At 59.5% G+C, this 1,568-nt stretch carries 3 protein-coding genes; 1 reads left to right on the top strand and 2 read right to left on the bottom strand.

The features are described from left to right. Window positions 1-549 (top strand): helicase-related protein (locus H5U08_RS18295; RefSeq protein WP_297036443.1); only part of this gene is annotated, 549 nt, incomplete at its 5' end. A 65-nt stretch (window positions 550-614) separates the two neighbouring features. On the opposite strand, the gene rnhA is transcribed toward H5U08_RS18295, so the two are convergent. Further along, window positions 615-1,139, bottom strand: a complete 525-nt coding sequence (gene rnhA / locus H5U08_RS18290) for a ribonuclease HI (RefSeq protein ID WP_297036441.1) — start codon at window positions 1,137-1,139, stop codon at window positions 615-617. 204 nt (window positions 1,140-1,343) lie between these two features. Next, on the bottom strand, window positions 1,344-1,568 hold a 225-nt coding region (locus H5U08_RS18285; RefSeq protein WP_297036438.1), incomplete at its 5' end, for a hypothetical protein.

Genomic DNA, 1,568 nt, shown 5'->3' with positions numbered 1-1,568 from the left:
CGGCTGGCTGCTATTCATGGCCGAATGACCGGTGAAGAAAAAGAAGAGGTGATGGCGCGGTTTCGACGCGGGGAGATCGACGTGCTCGTTTCTACCGCGGTCATCGAGGTGGGTATCGACGTTCCCAACGCGACTCTGATGACGATTGAGAACGGCGAGCGATTCGGCCTGGCCCAGCTCCATCAACTGCGGGGAAGAGTGAGCCGCGGACCGGTGCCGGGTTACTGCTGTGTGTTCTCGGATTCCACAGCGCCCGATACCAAACAGCGTCTGGAGGCGTTTTGTCGTACAACCAACGGGTTCGAGCTGGCAGAAATCGACTTTGCACTGCGGGGGCCCGGAGAGATCCTGGGGACTCGACAACACGGGCTGCCGCCGTTTCGCATCGCGGATTTGGTTCGCGATCGAGAGGTTGTCGAACTGGCTCGTCAGGATGCCTGGGAGTTGATAGCCGCGGACCCCGGACTGGCCCGTCCCGAACATCGCCGCTTGCGCCGCCTCGTGCTGGCCCGATACGGAAAAAGTATGGCCCTGGCCGACGTGGGGTGAAGGGGCTGCGGTTGTGAGGTGCCGTTCCCCTGCGCTGTCCAAGGCGGTTGCGGCGCGCAGCTGAGTCAGGCGGGTTTACTTGCTTCCGCCGCGCCTTTCTGCGATTGGATCAGCTCTTGATAGGCCTGGACTGCCAGGCGGTCACACAGTTCGTTTTCCTTGTGGCCCGTGTGGCCGGGTATGTGCTGAAACTCCACCTCGTGGATGGAAAGAAGTTCGTCGAGACGCCTCCAGAGGTCTTCGTTTTTTACAGCCTCATTTCCTGACCGTTTCCAGCCTTTGGCCTTCCATCTGGGGAGCCATTCGGTGAGGCCTTTTCCCACATAAACGCTGTCGGAAATCAGGCGAACACGGCTGGGTTTGCGGAGCGCCTCCAGCCCTTTGATGACAGCCATCAGCTCCATTCGATTGTTGGTCGTGCTGGACTCCGCACCGGAGTTGATGAGTTCCTTTCCCGACGCTGGATGTCGCAGGATAAATGCCCAACCGCCCGGGCCTGGATTGCCGCTGCACGCACCGTCGGTGAACAGGAGAACCTCCGGACGCCGGCCGGTCGGGTTAGGACTTTTGCCTGATCGGGAAGTGCTCATCGTTCTTTAGAAACCCGTGAAGCGGAAGGTGAACGCGGTAAGATCCATGAATCGCCACGTTGTCAATAACCCTGTGCTGCCGGTTGGACCGATGTTTGTGCGTTTGTGACACTTCAAGGAGTCCCGCAGTGCCGCGTCGTGCGCCGCCATCTCCGAGGGTGTGGGAGACACTTTCGCGACTCAAGGGAGCTCTGGGCTATTATTTCAACCCGCCCGGCTGTCGGCAGGGGCCGATTGGGGGCGACGCACTGATCTGCCGCGATCGAACCGCATTTTTTCAAAATCGGACAGTCGAAGTCCCAAACCGGATTCTTCCTGTTGCTGGGGTGAAAGCGTCCAGGGCAGACGGACGGTGAAAACACTTCCTCTTCCCAGTTCACTTTCCACGGAGACTTCACCCCCCAGAAGTCGGCAGAGCTCTTTCACAAT

Origin of the sequence: Thermogutta sp. (assembly GCF_014359955.1) — a bacterium.
GTDB lineage: Bacteria > Planctomycetota > Planctomycetia > Pirellulales > Thermoguttaceae > Thermogutta.
Note: the sequence above shows the minus strand (reverse complement) of the source record. Positions and strands in the feature narration are given on the sequence as shown.

What these genes read in the sequence shown, in the direction of transcription:
- rnhA (WP_297036441.1), bottom strand. Translation starts at nt 1,139, where the DNA reads ATGAGCACTTCCCGATCAGGCAAAAGTCCTAACCCGACCGGCCGGCGT.